Genomic DNA, 15,544 nt, shown 5'->3' on the forward strand with positions numbered 1-15,544 from the left:
CGAGGGTCCGGCGGTGGTGCGCTGTTTGTGCCAAATGGCGCGGGATTACAGGCCCGGGAACAGGTCGATCAGGCTACGGTTGGCGAAGGTTGTGCCGTTGCCCAGATTGAACTTCGCCCCGATTTCCATGAAGCCTTCCGACGATGACGCGGACTCGGCAGAGACGCGGGCCGTGCCGCCCGAGAAGTAGACCGATGCGGTATCGGAAACTTGGTAATCGGTGCCCAAAGCCAAGCGGGTGAATTTCACGCCGTCGCCGAGGTCGACACGGGCAGCGTCAAAGACGATACCGAATTTGTTGCCCAAGTCATACCGGCCGCTGCCGCCGAACGCGGTCGCGTCCGCATCAACGCCGCCGTCAAAGGTCGAGACGAACAGCTCAAAGTCAACTGCGCCCATGGTGCGCGCGTATTCAACGCCGTATCCATCGATATGCTCGCCGTGCGCGGCCTCACGCTGGACGAAAGCGCCGAAGGCGGCGCCGTCTTGCATCATATAAATGCCGTGCAGGCCGAGCGCTTGCGAGTCGTCATAGGTGGATTCGTGATGCATCACGTCGATCTGTGCAGAAAAGCGCGGGGTGATCGCAAACTCTGCGCCGGTGTCGAGCGAGGTGCGCTCAACGACGACGTCTCCGCCGAGGCCGTCATCTGCTTTCGCCGAGAAACGGGAGTATTCAACGCCGACGCGCGCGCCGGTGAATTCAAACGCGCTTGCGGTGGTTGTTGCGAAGGATGTTGTTGCGACGAAAACGGCGCCAGCGATTGCTGCGCGGGTCAAGGTAGTGCTCATGATCAGCCTCAAGGTTTTTTGTTTTTGGATAGAACCGTCTTTCAGCACTGCCGCCTCAAGATCGTCTGGTCAATCTGTTTCGGGGATTGCCCGTTTTTTGGGCGCGCAGTGGCGTAAAAATGCAATATGCGGCGCGCACTGGGTTGCTTCAATTTCGCGGTCTAATGAATTGATATAAAGACGAAAAAGGGGCCCGAAGGCCCCTTGATCTTAACTTTCATGGGTCGGCGTAATGTCGGGTGCGCCTTCTTGCGCCTCCGGTCCCTCAACAACCGCCGCCTCGTCATCCCCTTGATCGGCAATGCGCGCGACAGAGACAACGAATTCCGTCTTGGCGGTGTCGAAGACTTTGACGCCACCCGCCGAGCGGGAGCGGAACGAGATCTGATCCACAGGCACACGGATCGATTGGCCGGTCGATGTGGCCAGCATAATCTGGTCGCTGGTCTCGACGGGGAAGTTCGCGACAAGGGCGCCCCCGCGCATCGATTTCTCGAAGGCGGTGATGCCTTGGCCGCCACGACCGCGCACGATGTAGTCATGCGAGGAGGAGAGCTTGCCAACGCCTTTCGCGGTGATCGTGAGGATCATCCGTTGGGCCGCAAGCATCTCTGCGTAGCGATCATCCGAGAGCTGGCCATCAATGATGACGCCCTCTTCGGCATCGTCGTCCGCACCCTCAACCGCATCTTCAATGGCGACCTCATCCGCGCCACGTTCTGCACGGTAGCGTTTGAGGAAGGCCGTGCGCTCCCACGGTTCAGCGTCGAAATGCCCGAGCACCGACATCGAGACGACGGAATCGTCGTCTTTCAGGCGCACACCGCGCACACCGGTTGAATCGCGCCCCTTGAACACCCGCACCTCTGGCACAGGGAAGCGGATCGCGCGGCCTGATGCTGTCACAAGCATGATATCGTCGTCTTCGGTACACATCCGCGCATTGACGAGTTCGACCCCCTCCGGGAGCTTCATCGCGATTTTGCCGTTGCGTTTGACATTGGCGAAATCAGACAGCGCGTTGCGGCGCACATTGCCATCGGTCGTCGAGAAGAAGACCTGATAGTTATCCCATTCCAGCTCCGGTGCGTCGACGGGCATCAAAGCCGCGATCGAGACGCCGACCGGAATCGGAAGGATGTTTACGATCGCCTTGCCTTTGGCTGTCCGCCCTGCGAGCGGCAAGCGCCAGCATTTGAGCGAATAGACCATGCCGTCCGTGGTGAAGAACAGCAGTTGCGTGTGGGTGTTGGCGACGAACAATGTGGTGACCACATCATCCTCTTTTGTCGCCATGGAGGACAGGCCCTTGCCGCCGCGGCGTTGCGCGCGGAATTCTGCCAGATTGGTGCGCTTGATATAGCCGCCCGAGGTGATGGTCACGACCATATCCTCGCGCTCGATGAGGTCTTCATCATCCATATCGCCAGCCCAGTCGATGATCTCGGTCCGGCGTGGCACGGCGAATTGATCGCGCACCTCGATCAGCTCGTCGGAGATGATTGCCATGATCCGTTCACGCGAGGCGAGAATTTCGAGATATTCGCGGATTTTGGCGGCCAGCTCTTGCAGCTCGTCGGTGACTTCGAGAACACCCATCGCGGTCAAACGCTGGAGGCGCAGCTCCAGAATGGCGCGGGCTTGAACTTCCGAAAGATTGTAAGTGCCGTCGTCGTTCACAGGGTGGCGCGGGTCGTCGATCAGCTTGAGATACTCGACGATATCATGCGCAGGCCAGCGACGCGTCATCAGCTTTTCGCGCGCCTCGGCGGCATCTTTCGACGCGCGGATCGTGCGCACGACCTCATCGACATTCGACACGGCCACCGCAAGGCCGCACAGGATGTGCGAACGTTCCCGCGCGCGTCGCAGCTCGTATGCAGTGCGGCGCGCGACAACTTCCTCGCGGAAGGTGATGAAATGGCGCAAGAAATCGCGGAGCAAAAGCTGCTCGGGACGGCCGCCGTTGAGCGCGAGCATGTTGCACCCGAAGGAGGTTTGCATCGGCGTGAAGCGGAACAATTGGTTCAGAACAACGTCCGGCGTCGCATCGCGCTTGAGTTCGATCACCACGCGAACGCCGACGCGGTCGGATTCGTCTTGGATATGGGCGATGCCTTCGAGCTTTTTGTCGCGCACAAGCTCCGCGATCTTCTCGATCATCGTCGCTTTGTTGACCTGATAGGGGATCTCGTCGAGGATGATCGCAAAGCGGTCCTTGCGGATTTCCTCGACGCGGGTTTTCGCGCGGATGATGACCGAGCCGCGCCCTTCGAGATAGGCTTTGCGCGCGCCGCCACGGCCCATGATCTGGCCGCCTGTCGGGAAATCGGGGGCAGGGACGAACTCCATCAAACGTTCGTCCGAAATGTCAGGGTCTTGGATCATCGCGAGGGTCGCGTTCACCACTTCGCCAAGGTTATGGGGCGGGATGTTCGTGGCCATACCAACAGCAATGCCGCCCGCGCCATTCACCAACATATTGGGGAACCGCGCCGGCAAAACGGTTGGCTCGCGGTCTTTGCCGTCGTAATTGTCTTGGAAATCAACGGTATCTTTGTCGATATCGGCCAAGAGGAAGGCGGCGGGCTTGTCCATCCGCACTTCGGTGTAGCGCATCGCCGCAGCAGAGTCGCCATCCATCGAGCCGAAGTTGCCTTGCCCGTCGAGCAGCGGAAGCGACATCGAGAAGGGCTGCGCCATCCGCACCAACGCATCATAAATCGCCGCATCGCCGTGGGGGTGATACTTACCCATGACGTCGCCGACTGGGCGCGCGGATTTACGATAGGGCTTGTCGTAGCTGTTACCGGTTTCGTGCATTGCGTAGAGAATACGGCGGTGCACCGGCTTCAATCCGTCCCGCAGATCGGGGATCGCGCGCGAAACGATCACGGACATGGCATAGTCAAGGTAAGCCGTCTTCATCTCATCTGCGATAGAGACGGTCGGCCCCAAATGGATGGCGCGTTCCGGCTTGGTGTCGGTGGATTCAGGCTGCTCAGGGGTATCGGTCACGCTTGGCTCGCAATTCTAGATTTTGTTATCGCGCAGTATAAACGATGCAAGGGCTTGGGTGCAATGCGCTTGGCCGCTGATCGCGGGGCAATCGACAGGCAAAACGCCGATCCGCGCCGATCGGGGCGAGAAATCAACCGGCGCGGCGGGCGCGCAGGGCGGTGTAGATCCAAATCGCGGCAAACACGGCCGAGGCGACGACGTTGAGATTGGGCATGGTGACGCCGAACAGATCCCACGCGATCTCGTCACACCGGATGAGCGGCGCGTTGCGGATCTGCGCGAGCAGGGCGCTGGCCTCCATTCCGGCGACGCCGTTTGAGGTGCAGCTATCGGGCCCCTCAAAAATTCCGCGCTCGACACCTGAGTGATAGAGCGCCAGCCCCGTGTTCCAAATCATCAAGGCCGCGCCGATGAGCGGCGCAGTGCGGCGCACAACAGCTTTCGGAACGGCGACGATCAGCGCGCCAAGGAGGGCCGCGAAAAGATGCGGCCAGCGTTGCGAAATGCAAAGATCACACGGGGCCACGCCCGCGAATTGAAATCCCAAAGCGGCGATCAGGACCGCAGCCGAGCCGAAACCGGCGAGCGCGGAGAGGGCGCGGGTGGAAAGAGAGACTAGCATTCTCACCTCAATGCGACTGTAAGTAGAGGACTGCGAGCCCCATCAGCACGACGAGACCGCCCGCGACCCACATCATCCGCCGCTCAATGAAGGCGACCATCTGCGGGCCATACCGGCTCAGGAGCCACCCCAGCCCGTAAAACCGACCGCCGCGCGCAACAATAGCGGACAGGATGAACAGCACGGGATCAAAGCTCAAAGCTCCGGCAAGAATTGTGACGACTTTCATCGGCGGCACATGCGCAAGGCCAGATGTGACGAGCATGATCAGGATCGCCATTTCCCCCGCGCCATCCGACAGCGCATCGAAGGTGCTCATCTTTCCCATGCTTTCGAGCAACGGGCGCGCAATTAGATCAAAGGCGTAATGCCCCAAAAGCCAGCCGAAAATCCCGCCCAGAACGGATGTCACTGACGCGATCAAGGCGTAGCGCCATGTTTTCTCGGGCTTTGCGAGGCACATTGGCACGAAAAGAACGTCAGCGGGGATTGGAAAGAACGAGCTTTCAACAAAGCTGACGGCGCCAAGGGCGGTGCTGGCGCGGCGGTGCGCGGCGAGGCTCATTGTCCAGTAGTAAAGCTTGCGCAGCATGTCGTGCCCTCGGTTGTGATGGGCAAGTCATCGCGCGGTGGGCGGGGGGCGTCAAGGCCCATGGCGCAACACTTGCCTGCGGAATTTCAGGTAAAAATTCAATGACAACGGGAACTGCCCGATTTTTAGCTCGTTAGACCTGCACGGGGGCGGGACGCGTAAAACCGCTTTCACAGCGGAACTGGCATGGTTACTCTCGCGTTTGTGAACGATGGCGTTTTGAGTAGTGCGAATTTTTGAAGGGATAGTCGATGAAATGGCAAGGGCGGCGTAAGAGCGCGAATGTGGAAGACCGGCGCCGTTCGGGCGGGGGCGCGGCGCGTGTTGGCGGGCTTGGGGGCGGCGCGGCGATCGCCGTTTTGGTGATCGGCTATTTCCTCGGCGTCGATGTGACCCCCTTGTTGCAATCGGGTGGTCCGGTCAGCGGCACCAGCAGCACCGAGCTTACCGCCAATGATCGCGCCATGGGGGATTTCGTATCCGTCACCTTGGCCGATACGGAGGAGGTTTGGTATCAGATCTTCGGCCAGCAGCTCTCGCGCGAGTACACGCCCGCGACGCTCGTTCTGTTCAAGGATGTGACCGGATCTGCTTGCGGGAATGCGTCCGGGGCGACGGGGCCGTTTTATTGCCCGAGCGATAAGAAAGCCTATCTCGACACGGCATTCTTCACCACATTGTCCGAGCAGCTTGGCGCGAGCGGCGATTTCGCGGCCGCGTATGTCATCGCGCATGAGATCTCGCATCACGTTCAAAATGAATTGGGGATCTTGGGGAAGGTCAACGAAGTGCGCGCGCGCTCCTCTGAAGCCGATAGCAATGCGCTCTCTGTGCGCACCGAGTTGCAGGCGGATTGTTTTGCGGGGGTCTGGGCCTATCACGCAGCGGCCAATTTCGGCTCCATCGAGCAGGGGGATGTCGAGGAGGCAATGAACGCGGCGGCGAAAATCGGGGACGACACCTTGCAACGCAACGCGGGGCGTCACCCGATGCCTGATAGCTTTACGCATGGCACCTCAGAGCAACGGCAGCGTTGGTTCGGTGTCGGGCTCGAGACGGGCGAAGTCGCGGCCTGCGACACGTTCTCAGTGCGCAACCTCTAAGTCAGTGGCGAGACAAGGCGGAGAGATCGGCTGCGGTACGCGGCCCGTTCTCTTGCGCGTTTCCGGGAACTTTTATGCAAGGCCGGGGCTTGGCGGTAGAGTGCCCTGCGCGCCAGCCCACCTCATTTCCTTCGGGTGGGTGTGTGTTGCGGAAGGAAGCGGTGGTCTTCGAGCAATGCAAAACCCTGTGACATAAGGCGGGAAGGGCGCGTCCCGCTTGAGGCGACGAGGCACATGAAAGAAAAGTAAAAAGATCCGCGAAAATGGGCTTGCCTCGGTCAAAAAGATTGTCTAATTCACCCTCAACTGGCCCGAGTGGTGGAATGGTAGACGCAGCGGATTCAAAATCCGCCGCCGCGAGGCGTGCGAGTTCGAGTCTCGCCTCGGGCACCAGTTTAAACTTTGAAATTCTCTCCACCCGAGAATTTCTACATGTCGGGGCAGAAATGGTCCGCATCGCAAACCACCTTACGATTTATATCCCAAGGTCGGAAACGGCCTTCGGGCCCGTTTGCGTTTTGGGCTGCGCCCCGCGGGGGCTGCGATCAGAACGCTAGACGCGCTCTCCCTTGGTCGCGGTGCGCTCCGCGCGGATTGTCTTTGAAGCCGGGGAAGCCCCTGTTGTCTGTTTCCCTCATATATTCGCGTTTATGACCCGAATATGCCTAATTTCGGGTGAAACTACACGCATGTTCAAGGCAATTGCTGGCCCATTGATTCGTGACGTCTTGCCTGAACGATGCGACAGTTGCCGCGTTTATCTGCATTTGAGCGATATTCGGCAACAATTCTGGGCGCCTGCTTTGGTAAAAATGTGAATCTTAAAACATCCTTAATCTGCGCTGATTAGTTCCAATATGGCGACAATCAGATGCCTTTTTCAGCGGTCTGTGGAACGGTCGGTTGACGTAAGGGGCAGGTGAAATCCTTATAATTCATTATCTATTCAGCTTAAATTGTCATGTTTTCAGAGGGTCACCTGAGGGAAACAATTTTTCCAAAAAGGGCATGAAATAGCCAGTTTTGCGCCTTATCCGTGCGTTATCACGGATCAACCTGAGCGGGAGTGGTCAAAATAGTCCTTTGAGTAACCAAGGCGGCAAGGTATCGATTTGTATGCCCGTCTGGGGGGCTTACCGGCCATGTGGGTGGTCGGAAGTGTTGGTGTCGCAAGATACTGCCGATTTGATTGTGCTTGCGAGGGTTAGCCCTCGATCGCTCTCTGCCAGAGGGCGCTCGTATCGCATGTGCTTTGATATCTTGCAGTCTTTCGTAGCCAGAGAAAATCATCTGCGCTCCCTTCTGCGGGGAGCCCTTAAATTTTATCAGACGCTGCCGTTCGCGTCGGTTTTTATCTGTGCACGTGGTCTCTCGGGATCGCGGTGAAAGAGGTGTGAAATGACGTCTTCTTATACAAACTATAATGTTCAGGCTTGGGACCTCTCGGATGTCTCGGCGTCCTCCTCGAAATTGTTTGCCGATAGCGCAACAGGGATGTCGAACGCTGCGGGGCAGACATTTACGATTTCTTCGGGATCATCGGTCAAGGATTTGACGGTCCGCGACAATGACAAATACTTTAACGATGGCGATAGCTCGCAGACGCTCAATTCCACGGTTAAGTTGGAGGGCGAGACCTACGATAGCTCTGACGGGCGAGTGACGCCGGAGTATTCGTATTCGGTGAAGGCGACGGGATCGAACGAGATCATCAAAGTCTATGTGTTCGAGATGTCGGACAATGATGCGGTGGGCATCGTGTCGGATCAACCGCTGGTGCCAGGCGTTGAATACACGGTTGTGAAATGCATCGATAACTGCCCGTCGATCGCTTACTCCGATCTCGCGAGCTACCCCAAGCTCGACGGGATTGTTGAGGGCACCGATAGCGCGGATTTGATCGATACGTCTTACACGGGCGATCCGGAAGGAGACCGTGTTGATAACAATGATGCAATCTTGTCCGGTGAATCGGGAAATGATGATCGCATCGTTGCGGGCGCAGGCAATGATACGGTCTACGCGGGCGAGGGCAGCGACGAAGTCGACGGCGGAACTGGTGATGATCTCATCTACGGTGAGGCGGGCAATGACGAGCTGACCGGCGGCGCGGGCGATGACACGATCGACGGCGGCACGGGCAATGACGTGATCTACGGGGATGCGGGCACTGGGGCCACGTCCACCACGACGACAACGCGCGAATCCTTCAATTGGGAAGGTCATTCGGAAAGCGAGATCGACAACGGGTTTAGCGTAAACACCGGCAGTGTCACCGTCACCTATGACCGTATCACCGACACTGGCAAGCATGTCTCGTCGGTCGGCACGACGACCCTGAACACCAGCGGTATCAATTCGGGGGGCGAGACGGTTGATAACAACAGCTCGCTTTATTCCGAGACGAACGGCAAAGGCAATGATGGCGATTTTAGCTGGAGCTTCTCGGAAGAAGTTTCGAATGTGTCGTTCAACGTCAATGACATCGATGGTGACGGGCTGGTGCGGATCACCGCCTATGACGCCGACGGAAATAAAATTCCAGTCACTTTGACGGGGGGCAGTGGCTTGACGCTGCGCGATACCGATAGTGTGGCGGGCGCAGATACGGCCGACAGCAAGGGCGGTTACGCGGATGCGAATACGTCGACCTATACCGTCAACGTGTCGATCGCGGGTCCGGTTGCGCGGATCGTTCTGGAGCATGATCAGGACGGCGCGAATAACTCGGGCATCAATGTCACCGATATCTACTTCGACACGACCGAGACCGTGGAAGTTGAGGCGGGCGATGATGTGTTGTCGGGCGGAGACGGCGACGACACGATCTACGGCGAGGACGGCAATGATGTGCTTCTCGGCGGATCGGGCAATGATGTTCTGGACGGTGGCGATGGCGATGACACGCTAACGGGTGGCGACGGCGCGGATACGCTGTCGGGGGGCGCAGGCAACGACAGCTTGACCGTGGACGGATATGACGTCGTGTCGGGCGGTGATGATCGCGATACGATCGTCTACACGGGCGCAACCGATACGCACGGCGCGACAATCGATGGCGGGGAGGGCGGCGATGATTACGACACGCTCGACCTGACCGGCCTTGGCGCATACCGTGTGGTCGATCAGACTGCGGATGAAAACGGCAACGGCACCAATGGCACGGTCGAATTCCTCGACGCGGACGGCATTGTGACAGGGTCGTTGGCCTATACCAATATCGAGAACATCATCGGGGATGATTTCAACTTCGATCCCGATGCGGTGGATGATACGGCGTCAACGCAGTACAACACTGCGGTCGTGATCAATGTGCTCGCCAATGACACCGATATCGATGGCGATGCGCTCTCCGTGACGGCGGCGACTTCGGCAAATGGCGATGTGACGATCAATTCGGATGGCACGATCACGTTTACCCCGACCACCGGTTTTGAGGGCGAGGCGACCGTGGAGTACACCGTTTCCGATGGAAATGGCGGAACCGATACGGCGACAGTCACCATCGCGGTGGGCGAAGCGCCACTCGACGGGATTGTCGAAGGCACAACGGGCAATGACCTGATCGATGTCACCTACACGGGCGACCCTGAAGGCGATATGATCGACAATAACGACGCGATCTTGGCTGGCGAGGCGCCGCAGGACGATATCGTTTACGCGGGCGCGGGCAATGATACGGTCTTCGCAGGCGAAGGCGATGATTTGGTCTACGGCGAGGCGGGGGACGATGTTCTCTACGGCGAGGCGGGCGATGACAGCCTCTCGGGCGGCACGGGCAATGACACGCTTTACGGCGGCGATGGCAATGACACGCTGGACGCGGGGCAAGGCCAGGACGAGCTGTATGGCGGCGCAGGGAATGATGTTCTCAAAGGCGGACCTGTGGCCGATTTCATGGACGGCGGCACCGGCGACGACACGATGACGGGTGGCTCGGGCAACGACACCATGATCGGTGGCGCGGGCAATGATTATGTGGATGGCGAAGCGGGGAACGATTATATCGACACCTCGAACGGCACTGCCGCGCGTCCTGACCTTGCCTTCCCGGGTCTCTGGTCGGCCGATAGCGATCCGTATAATGACCGCGATACCGTTTACGGCGGCGCGGGCAATGACACGATCATCACCGGCGATGACAATGATTACATTGAGGGCGGCGACGGCAACGACTCGATCAGCGCGGGCTTCGATCAAGACACGGTTTATGGTGGCGCCGGGGATGATTACATCATCGCTGGCGAAGGCGATGACGTGGTTGATGGCGGCGACGGCAATGACACCATATACGGTGGCGCCGGGCCGGATTATCCCGATGCGATCAACCTGCCTGACTCGGTCGATCCGGTTCAAAACAACGGTGATGACACGATCCACGGCGGCAACGGCGATGACGTCATCTACGGCGAAGACGACAACGATCTGATTTACGGCGATGCGGGGAATGATTACCTCGACGGCGGCATTGATGATGACACGCTGATTGGCGGAACGGGCAATGACACGCTGCTTGGCGGCGACGGCGCGGACGTCATGGAGGGCGGCGATGACCGTGATACCTTCATCGTCTCAACCGCGACAGCAGGCGCAGGCGACACGATTGACGGCGGAGAAGGCGGGGATGATTACGACGTCCTTGATCTGACCGGTGTCGGCCCAGTCAATATCACCTACGATCCGGCAAACGCCGAGAACGGCACGGTCGAGTTCCTCGATACCAATGGCAATGTCACGGGCACGCTCGGTTTCACCAACATCGAGAAGGTGATCATCGACGAAGGTATGGGCGACGGGATTGTTGAGGGCGACGCGGGCGATAACCTGATCGACGTCAGCTACACCGGCGATCCCGAAGGCGATATGATCGACAATAACGATGAGCTTTTGCCGGGCGAGGGCCCGCAAGATGATATCGTTACGGCGGGTGCCGGTAATGACACGGTCTATGCGGGGCTCGGCAACGATCTCGTCTACGGCGAGGATGGCGATGACGTTCTCTTTGGCGAAGACGGTGACGATAGCCTGTCGGGCGGCGAGGGCGACGATACGATCTACGGCGGCGCCGGAAACGATACGCTCGACGCGGGTCAGGGCAACGACGTGCTCTACGGTGAAGACGGCGATGATCGTTTGCAAGGCGGACCGCAAGCCGATGTCATGGACGGTGGCGCGGGCAATGATACGCTGATCGGTGGCTCTGGGGCGGATACGCTTTTGGGTGGCGCGGGCGATGATGTGCTTGCGGGGGATGCGGGCGCGGATGTTCTAGACGGTGGCCTCGGCAATGACGTTGTCACTGGCGGCACCGGCGCGGATCAGATTTTTGTCACGGGCGCCGATACGGTCGATGGCGGCGATGATCGCGATACGATCACGATCGGCTCGGCTGACGGGATCGATGGTGCGGTGATCGACGGCGGCGAAGGCGGCAACGATTACGACACGCTGGATCTCTCGGCGGTGGGCCGTGCAAATACCAACATCTATTTCGATGCCGCCAACCATGAGAATGGCACGGTTGAGTTCCTCGATGATGATGGCAATGTCACGGGCACGCTGGAATTTTCGAATATCGAGCGTGTCATCCCTTGCTTCACGCCGGGCACTTTGGTGGCGACACCCAAGGGTGAGAAGCCGGTGGAGCAATTGCGCGTCGGAGATCGGGTCATCACGCGTGACAACGGTATCCAGGAGATCCGCTGGGCGGGACGCTGCGATTTGACACGCGGTGACCTGCTGAAATCCGAGCATCTCAAGCCGGTCTTGATCAAGGCCGGGGCGCTGGGCAATGGTCTTCCCGAACGCGATATGATCGTCTCGCCGAACCACCGGATGTTGGTGGCAAATGACAAGACATCGCTTTACTTCGAGGAGCACGAAGTGCTGATCGCGGCGAAGCATCTGGTCGGCAACGCGGGCGTGCAAGTGGTTGAGACGCTCGGGACCAGCTATCTGCACTTCATGTTCGATCGTCACGAGGTTGTTTTGGCGGATGGCACGTGGACGGAAAGCTTCCAGCCGGGTGATATGACACTGGGCGGGATGGGGAGCGCACAGCGCGCCGAGATTTTCGAACTGTTCCCCGAGTTGAAAACGCGTGAAGGTTTGGAAGACTTCCAATCGGCGCGTAAAACGCTCAAGCGCCACGAAGCGGCCCTCTTGCGCAAGTGATCGCGTAAGTCGTGTGATCAAGTTAAGCAACGCCCCCCGCAGCATCAGGTCTGCGGGGGGCGTTTCGAATCGCGGCGCTCCCCGAAGTGTTGCACGGGTGAAAACGGGATAAATGGACGACATACCGGAGAAGTTTATTTCTCTCGGCTTGAAACTTTACACGGGTAAAACCCGTACCTTGAATAAGTCGGGAGAAAGCACCGATTTACAGACGTGAAATTGCCAAAATTCGCGAAGAATTTGCACCATTTTTGGATAAACCGACGGCCAATGGGATTGTCCCATGTGCCAAGGGGGATAGTGGCGGGAATAACGGGTAGGTTTGCGCGATAACGTAGCGTCGCTTGTTATGATGAAACGCTTAATGTGGTATAAAAATATAGCCCTGCGAGGGGGTCTGCCTCTTCTCGCGCTGTGGATTTGATGACTGAGTAGGGGAGTTACGAGATGGCGACGCAGTTTGGTTCGGCGAATAATGACACTCTGAATGGGTCCGCTGATGCGGATACGATTTACGGTTTGGGTGGTGATGACCGCATCAACGGCCTTGCGGGCGACGACGTTCTTTTGGGCGATGCCGCTCCGGGCGGATTGACCCCTGGATCAGATGCGACGCCACTGACGTTGTCGTTGAACAATGTCGTTAGCGGTTCGGAAACCGCGTCGGGCAACAATTCGGCTGTTGCGGGCGACAGTGTCGTATACTCGAATGTCGCCACTCTCGACGACGGTACCTCTGTGTCGGGCCGTCTTGTTCTCGTCTCGAAATCCAGCTCCAACCTCTCGGTGGATATGACCGGCGCCACGGGTGCGGAAATTCTGCTCAACGGGGTTAACAGCTCGGCCGCGACGGGTGCGACGGCGACCTTCCGTCTGGAGTTCTTTGATCCCGCGACCGGCGAGGCAGTTGCGCTGAATTCTGTCGCCACGTTCAACGACATCGACAAAGTCACCGGCAATCGCATCGGCAATGGCACGGAGCAGGTCAGCGTTAACGGCAGCAACTTCACCAGCTTCTCGACCACCTCGACAAGCAATCTGAGCGTCACGCAATCCAACGGGGTTGTGACGGCATCGGGCGGCACAAACACAAACCCGACAGACGAAAACGATTGGTTCTCCGCACAGTTTGAAAACCGCGAAAGCATTGAATTCACTGTCACCGCGCGCAGCGGCGGCTCAGGCTATACGCTGTCGGGTTCGACGATCACTGACGAGGTCGTGACGCCGATCATTCCGGGGAATGACACGATCGATGGCGGCGATGGCAACGATTATATTGAGGGTCAAGGCGGCAATGACTACCTGATCGGTGGCGCCGGAAATGATACCTTGGTCGCGGGCGCGGGCACGGATCGGCTTGAGGGCGGCGCGGGCAATGATGAGTTGCACGGCGGCGGCGATAACGATGTCTTGAGCGGTGGCGACGATGCCGATACGATCTATGTCGACGAGTTGAGCGATAGCGGTGTGAACAATACGACCGTCGACGGTGGCTCGGGCGGCAACGACGACGACACGCTCGACATCTCGGCCTTGCAGGCGCAGGGATTTGAAATCACGAACCTCGTTAAAAATCCCGAAAACAACGGGAATGCGGGATTCAACGGTCAGATCACGCTTTATAATGCGTCGACGGGCCAAACAGTAAATATCAATTTCACCGATATCGAACACGTCCCATGCTTCACCAAAGGCAGCCTGATTGCGACCCCGTCAGGGGAGACGCCCGTCGAGGATCTGCGCGTGGGGGATAAAGTTTTTACGCGTGATAACGGAATCCAAACGATCTGCTGGGCAGGGTCGCGCCATTTGGAAGCGCATGAGATGGTTGATAAGTTCCGTCCGGTCCGGTTCCGCAAGGGGTCGCTGGGCAATGGCATGCCGTCGCGTGATCTTCTGGTTAGCCCGCAGCACCGGATGTTGATTACGAGCAATCTTGCAGAACTGATGTTCGCGGAACGTGAAGTGCTCGTCGCGGCGAAACATTTGACGCATCTTGAAGGCGTCGATCAGCTTGCGGCGGGCGAGGTGACGTATGTCCACCTGATGTTCGAGCGCCATGAGGTGATTTTGGCGGATGGCGCATGGTCAGAAAGCTTCCAACCGGGCGAATTGACCCTTGCATCGATGAAGAGCGCGCAGCGTGACGAGATCTACGGTCTGTTCCCGGAATTGGCGCATAAAGAGGGCCGTGACGCCTATGTTGCGGCGCGCAAATCCCTGCGCAAGCATGAGGCGCAGCTGATCGCCTGATCTTAGGGCGCGGAAAAACTGTTATACGGGCGTAGCTTAGTGAGCGAATTCTGGCTGTTCTAAAGTTGGAAACACTAAGTTGCGCCCGATGCCATATTTTTTGTGGCATTAATGTGTCATTTACTCGTATCGTGTCTACTGGGGGAGGCCTTCAGGGCGCGTAGCATCCGTAGGCTGCGGAGGAGTAAGGGATATGACACAATCCGATATGAAACTGATGGCGGCGTCCTTGCAAACTGCGGGTCGTATTTTGCCGGATGCGAGCTATCTGGAGACATCTCAAGATGCGCCTTGGATTTTGCGGGTTCGGTTCGATGATTTCAACGAGGCCGCTGGCAAGTTATCAGCCTACACGCGTGAAGAAGGCCTGGTTTTTGCGGGGAATATGGCTGATTACAGCGCCGCTATCCCTTGTTTCACCGAGCGTAGCGCGATCGCTACGAGAACAGGGCAAAAGTTGGTCTCTGAACTCGCTGCGGGAGATGAAGTACTGACGCGCGATAACGGATTGCAGAAAGTTCGCTGGGTCGGCCGGCGTCGGTTCGGTTGGCGTGCCTTGGGGCTTAACCCTATGCTGCGCCCGATCTGCATCGCGGCTGGCGCCATCGGCGCGTCAAATACGCCTGATCGCGATTTGATCGTCTCGCCCAATCATAAGCTGCTTATCGCGACGAACGGGGACGAGCGCTTGATCGCGGCTTCGTCGCTCTTGGGCAATGCGGGGGTCACGCGGCTCGCGAGGCCTGAGGTTTGCTATTATCAGGTCATGTGCGAGGCACATGAATTGCTTCTCGTAGATAACTGCTGGTCGGAAAGCTATCGACCTTGCCTTTCCGGTTTGAGCGCGCTCGATGAGATTGCGCGCAGCGAGCTGAAAGAACTTCTGCCGTCGCTTCTTGCGGACCGGGACTCCTATACGCCGGTGCGTTTGGATCTGGCGCTCGTCTGAGAGCGTTTTGAGGCGAGATGTGACCTCAGACGCAC

Annotated in this window: 8 protein-coding genes and 1 tRNA gene; 5 read left to right on the forward strand and 4 right to left on the reverse strand. The window is 58.3% G+C overall.

Going from position 1 to position 15,544, the window contains the following annotated elements; genetic code table 11:
• Positions 1-45: 45 nt before the first annotated feature.
• The 4 genes from SJY32_RS05985 to SJY32_RS06000 form a co-directional block, all read right to left on the reverse strand.
• A complete protein-coding gene (locus SJY32_RS05985; RefSeq protein ID WP_376872820.1) occupies positions 46-792 on the reverse strand; it encodes a hypothetical protein in 747 nt (248 codons plus the stop codon).
• A gap of 210 nt (positions 793-1,002) precedes the next feature.
• Complete coding sequence (gene gyrA, locus SJY32_RS05990) at positions 1,003-3,810, reverse strand: DNA gyrase subunit A (protein ID WP_376872822.1); 2,808 nt, start codon at positions 3,808-3,810, stop codon at positions 1,003-1,005.
• 133 nt (positions 3,811-3,943) lie between these two features.
• Entirely contained in the window at positions 3,944-4,435 is a 492-nt protein-coding gene (locus SJY32_RS05995; protein WP_376872825.1) for a disulfide bond formation protein B, read from the reverse strand.
• A gap of 7 nt (positions 4,436-4,442) precedes the next feature.
• Entirely contained in the window at positions 4,443-5,027 is a 585-nt protein-coding gene (locus tag SJY32_RS06000; protein ID WP_376872828.1) for a YqaA family protein, read from the reverse strand.
• Positions 5,028-5,278: 251 nt separating this feature from the next.
• Here SJY32_RS06000 and SJY32_RS06005 point away from each other — a divergent pair, with 251 nt between their 5' ends.
• From SJY32_RS06005 to SJY32_RS06025, 5 genes are all read left to right on the forward strand, one after another.
• Positions 5,279-6,130: a neutral zinc metallopeptidase gene (locus tag SJY32_RS06005; RefSeq protein ID WP_376872831.1), complete on the forward strand. Its 852-nt coding sequence runs from the start codon at positions 5,279-5,281 to the stop codon at positions 6,128-6,130.
• A 309-nt stretch (positions 6,131-6,439) separates the two neighbouring features.
• Positions 6,440-6,523: transfer RNA gene (locus SJY32_RS06010), tRNA-Leu, on the forward strand.
• Between the two features lie 1,005 nt (positions 6,524-7,528).
• Positions 7,529-12,304: a Hint domain-containing protein gene (locus SJY32_RS06015; protein ID WP_376872833.1), complete on the forward strand. Its 4,776-nt coding sequence runs from the start codon at positions 7,529-7,531 to the stop codon at positions 12,302-12,304.
• A gap of 447 nt (positions 12,305-12,751) precedes the next feature.
• Positions 12,752-14,560, forward strand: a complete 1,809-nt coding sequence (locus tag SJY32_RS06020) for a Hint domain-containing protein (protein ID WP_376872835.1) — start codon at positions 12,752-12,754, stop codon at positions 14,558-14,560.
• Between the two features lie 193 nt (positions 14,561-14,753).
• Positions 14,754-15,509, forward strand: coding sequence for a Hint domain-containing protein (locus tag SJY32_RS06025; protein ID WP_376872837.1), 756 nt, complete (start codon positions 14,754-14,756; stop codon positions 15,507-15,509).
• Positions 15,510-15,544 lie beyond the last annotated feature (35 nt).

This window comes from Albirhodobacter sp. R86504, from assembly GCF_042466415.1.
In the GTDB taxonomy this organism is placed as follows: Bacteria; Pseudomonadota; Alphaproteobacteria; order Rhodobacterales; family Rhodobacteraceae; genus Albirhodobacter.

Excerpts from the sequence above, each read along its gene's own strand:
- SJY32_RS05985 (WP_376872820.1), bottom strand. The coding sequence starts at position 792 with ATGAGCACTACCTTGACCCGCGCAGCAATCGCTGGCGCCGTTTTCGTC.
- SJY32_RS05995 (WP_376872825.1), bottom strand. The coding sequence starts at position 4,435 with ATGCTAGTCTCTCTTTCCACCCGCGCCCTCTCCGCGCTCGCCGGTTTC.
- SJY32_RS06000 (WP_376872828.1), bottom strand. The coding sequence starts at position 5,027 with ATGCTGCGCAAGCTTTACTACTGGACAATGAGCCTCGCCGCGCACCGC.
- SJY32_RS06005 (WP_376872831.1), top strand. The coding sequence starts at position 5,279 with ATGAAATGGCAAGGGCGGCGTAAGAGCGCGAATGTGGAAGACCGGCGC.
- SJY32_RS06015 (WP_376872833.1), top strand. The coding sequence starts at position 7,529 with ATGACGTCTTCTTATACAAACTATAATGTTCAGGCTTGGGACCTCTCG.
- SJY32_RS06020 (WP_376872835.1), top strand. The coding sequence starts at position 12,752 with ATGGCGACGCAGTTTGGTTCGGCGAATAATGACACTCTGAATGGGTCC.
- SJY32_RS06025 (WP_376872837.1), top strand. The coding sequence starts at position 14,754 with ATGACACAATCCGATATGAAACTGATGGCGGCGTCCTTGCAAACTGCG.